This window comes from Streptomyces sp. NPDC002265 (assembly GCF_040296125.1).
Taxonomy (GTDB): domain Bacteria; phylum Actinomycetota; class Actinomycetes; order Streptomycetales; family Streptomycetaceae; genus Streptomyces.
The window spans coordinates 1-4358 of sequence record NZ_JBEOWS010000539.1 but is presented as its reverse complement, the minus strand read 5'-3'; the positions used below and the strand labels follow the sequence as shown (position 1 = coordinate 4358).

Genomic DNA, 4358 nt, shown 5'->3' with positions numbered 1-4358 from the left:
GTTCGGGCCGGGCTGACGGCGGCGAGGCGCGCCCTGGTCGACCAGGAGCATGAGGTTGCGCCAAGGGTTGCGCCTGGCTGTTGGCCGTTGCGCTGAGGGTTGCGACAGGGGTTGCGCCTGCTGTTGCGCGGCCCGCAGGGCCGTCCCCGTGTCCGCGCAGGTCACCATGCCGTTTTGCCGTGGTCGGTCTGCTGACATCCCCGTTGCGGCCGCTCTGCCCATGTTCCTTGGCTGAAGTGAAGGAGGAAGGGACGGGCGGGATGGGCGGCGCGGCCGCGGCCGGGGATCGGGGCGCGCTCAGCCGGTTGCGCGTCGGCCGGGGCCGCCGCGCCTTGCCGCTGTCAGCCCGGCGGCGGAGCCGGGACGGAAATTCGCCGGCGTCCCGGTGCTGAGCCCCACCAAGGGGTGAGGCGGAAGAGTCCCGCCGGATGGAGGTACCGCTGCAAGCCCGGACGGTTGTCCTGCTTGCGCGTCGGCGGGGCCACGCGCGGGCCTGCCCTGCGTCGGCGGATGTTGTTCAGACTCCAGCGGCGCGTCGGGCAGCGGCGGTCCGGGCACGGGCGGCGTCGCCGGGGCGGATGCCTTGGCTGACGGGGTTGAGGCCGATCAGTTCGCGGTGCAGGCGGCGGATTCGCTGCGCGAGATCGAGGCGGAGGCGGGGACGTTTGTCGCGGATTTCGGGGATGCTGCGGGGGTTGATACCCAGTCGCTGGGCGAGGGCGGGGGCAGGCCATCCGGCACGCGCCAGGTCGGCCAGCAGCCGGGATGCTTCAGCGGACCCGGTCAGGCCCGGGGCGCTGGGTTCGCGACGGGCAGGAATCGGGATACCGAGTACTGCGTCGGCGGTAGAGCGAGCGATGTTCCCCACCTGGCCTGAGCCTGGGATGCGGAGCAGGCGGCGGACCAGGGTCACGGACAGGCCGGCCCGGTTGGCGATGTCCTGCGCGGACATGCCTTGCTTGTGTAGCCGGGCGGCCCATCGGGCGGCGGCGTACGGCGGGACGCGGGCGGGGAGACCGCGCAGGCGGTCCTGGTTTCGTTGATGGCGGGCCCGGCGTGCCGCCTTGCGGCATTCGGAGCGGGTGCAACCGTAGTCGGCACAGGATGCCTGGCCGTGACGGACGGCTGACCGCAGCGGCCGACGCGGCACAGTCGGAGTGGTGATGGAAGCGGACTGTACTTGAGAGGGCGGCATAGTGATTCCTGCTGCGAGTTCGTGGTGCCAGCCACAGCCAGCGAGCAAAAGCCTGAGCCCACGATGTCAGCGGCGCGCGGCCTCGGAGCGATCATCGTCACAGGCCACGGCGCTCTCGGGAATTTGTTCGGCTCCGCAGTCACAGAGCCACCGTTCGGTGTCGGTGGTGTTCACCCAGGTTTCCTCACCGCAGGCAGAGCAACGGCTTATCGTCATTGACACAGCTTCAGGGTAGTGCCCACAGGCCGAAGCCAGCTTCTGAGCAGCATCTTGGGTGTGGAACAGGCGTTCTTGACGTATATAGGGGTCGCTGATGGGCGGCAGTGTCGGCGTGCTCCTCTGTCCCTTGTCGCGCTGCTCTTGCGGGTGGGCGGTTATGGGGGTGGAGCCGTGTCCGGCAGGGATTCGGTGTCGTGCTCTTGTTGGGTCTGGTGGTCCTGGTCGGGTTGTAGTTGTTCCGGGGTGAGGGATCGGGCTGCGTCGCACTCGATGCAGGCTGCTGCGCGCGGTTGTCGGAGAGCGGCAAGGGCCTCTGCCAGGGTGAGTGTCCGGTCGCTGGGGGTGCAGCCGACGACGTGGAGGAGTGTGGCGCCCGGGTACCCGGGGCGGTGGGGCAGGTACTGGAGCGTCCACGCGGGCCGGCGTTTCTGGGACCCACCGTCTGTTGCGGACAGACGGTGGGTCGGGACGTGCTCGTAGGAGACACCAGGTACCGGGCGAGCGTGTGCGGGAGGCACCCAGACTCGTTGCTCGGCAGGTTCGGCGGAGCCGTTTGTGCCGTCCTGCCACATCAGGATTCCTACCTGGTAGAGCCAGCCGTCTTTCACCTGCCGGCGGGCGTGCAGTCGTCCGCGGACTTCCTGGGCGTCGGGGAGTATGACGCAGATCGGTGGCACGCTGAGGGCGGCCTGTCCCTGGTCCACGATGACCGCTCTTGTCCTTTCGCCCGGATGACGAGCCAGGCCTCTGGGCTGGCCACCTCTGCTTCTCGCCGTCCTGCCTTATTCAGCGGGCAGGACAACGTCCCGATAAAGATACGCTTTTCGGCAGCCCGTGCCGGTATGGAGTGTGCGGGACAGGCCCCGGTCCCCGTGACGGGATGTAGTACAGGTATAGCCGGGACCTGCTACGTCCTACCAGAGACCGTGCCAGTGCGTGCTGTGTTCAAGGGGAGCCGTCGGCGTGCAGGGCCCCGTCATGGGAGTGATGCCGGCGGTGGGGTGGTTGGGGCTGCCGGCTCGTCCATGAACGACGTGGGCGTGGGGGCCGCGGTGTGGGTGGACTTGTGTGGATCGACTCCGAGCAGTACCACGGGAGGGTGCTCCCAACAGGTGCGTGACCGACAGGGACGTCCACGGCCGACACTCCGACTTCCGGAACCAAACGGGCCGGGACACGCCTCTGTTGAGTCAGGCCGCAGACGGACGCCGGGTCGGTGGCACACCCCCGGAGAGCCAGCCCCGAGGGGCGGCAGGAACCTCACGAGCCATCCGATCCGGCGTCCTACGGAGACGCTACGAGCGGCCAACTCGACCGCGCTCCGCTACAGCCATACAAGTCGGAACCCCAATCCGTCAGGAGCACCCGGCGGCTGCGTCATCATGGCTCCATGACGCCAGCCTCTGCCCACAAGCCTTCCTCGCACGACACGAGCCTGGAGGAAGCCGTCTCGGCAGTGACCGCGGCGCAGGAGACCCTGCGTCAGGCCCGCCGGAATCTCGCTGCGGCGATTACCGCTGCCCGGCAGGCGGGGCAGACAGTCCCGAGCATCGCGCAACGCACCGGCATGGACGCGATGACCGTGCGGAACATCCTGGCAGTGACCGCAGTCCCGGCCCAGACACCGCGAGACCGTTCACAGCGCCCTCGGTAATCAAGCCCCGCGCGGCTGAATCACCAAGAGCACGTAGTGAGTAGGAGTGGAGGGAGTCGAACCCTCACGCCCGCAAGGACACCGGGACTTGAATCCGGCGCGTCTGCCCATTCCGCCACACTCCCTGGTGCTTCACTCCCGGCCCTCAGAAGAACAGCAGCCCGAAGGCCGGGACAGGCGAACAGGCCCTGCCCTGAGCAGGACGCGTCTCACCATCCTGTGAAGCGACGATCATCCTATCTCCTGACAGGATGCGGCGTGTCAGCACTCGTGAGTCCGCCACCTCACGGAACGCCTGAACGAACGCCGCGCCCACATCGAGGACCTGCAGCGCGCGTTGGCCGCACTGACCCCGGCCCCCGACCGCGCCGCCATTTCGCAGCCTGCGCCACGGTTCTCAGCGCCTGTCGTCCTCGCACCCTCCCCGCCCTCCGCCTTCACCGAGGCCGGAAAGCCGCACATGGCGCCTCCCTGCGCAAACCCGGCGCTGGTGGGCACGTCGGGACTGGCACCCCTCCACTCGCCCGACTGGCTGGGCAAGCCCCCCCGGCGCTCCTGCCACCTCCCGTACCAGGCGCCGGCCCCTCCAGCGTCCCGTACGGCCACGGCAGCAGCCGGCCCAGACCACCATCCCGACCACGGGCACGATCCGATAACCACGCCCACAACCCCGCAGCCAGCCCCTCCGACAATCCCACCGACAACTGTCGCCCCTCTCCCGGCACCTGACGGAGTTTCCGCAGGTCACCATGCTGCTCGGGCGTGGCCGGCACCCCGACATCCCCCTCAGCACACCCCCGCACCCAGCCCAAGCCAGGAAGGAGGAAGGGAAGTAGGGGCGGGTAGGGCGGCGAGCCTCGGGGGACCGGAGCGGCCACCTCTCTTCGCGCGTCGGCAGCCAGCCTCCGCGCGCCCCGATCGCCGGGCGCTGCGACCCGGCAGGGAGGCGGAGAGGTGGAGAGGCGGGGAGACGGGACCGCGCACCGCCGCGCGGCTGCGTGGTGCGCGGTCATCGGGGCGCAGCGATCTCCGCGCCCTGTCGAGCGCGGTGCACCGAATCCTCGGCAGGCACTCGTGTTCGGCGCAGCATCCCGTATTCTTGAGACGTCTCGCAGGAGAGACAGCTGGCGGGGAATTATCCGGACCAGGTTTGCCGACCTCCCGGAGATATATAATTCCCCGCCAGCCCTAGACACCACACGCGGAAATTCCCGGCGCAGCATCCATACGCCAATCCGTATTCCTATTTCACCGGCGCGCGGTCTGCTCCGCAGACACGACGCGCCGCCG

General features: G+C 69.1%; 2 protein-coding genes and 1 tRNA gene. All 3 read right to left on the bottom strand.

Features of this window, described 5'->3' with window-relative positions; translation table 11 throughout:
* Positions 1–517: 517 nt before the first annotated feature.
* Positions 518–952, bottom strand: a complete 435-nt coding sequence (locus tag ABT085_RS44340; protein WP_351622311.1) for a hypothetical protein — start codon at positions 950–952, stop codon at positions 518–520.
* A 617-nt stretch (positions 953–1569) separates the two neighbouring features.
* Positions 1570–1986 carry a DUF6233 domain-containing protein gene (locus tag ABT085_RS44335; RefSeq protein ID WP_351622314.1) on the bottom strand — a complete coding sequence of 139 codons (417 nt, stop codon included), beginning with the start codon at positions 1984–1986 and terminating at the stop codon, positions 1570–1572.
* 1123 nt (positions 1987–3109) lie between these two features.
* A tRNA-Leu gene (locus tag ABT085_RS44330) sits at positions 3110–3193 on the bottom strand.
* Between the last annotated feature and the right edge of the window lie 1165 nt (positions 3194–4358).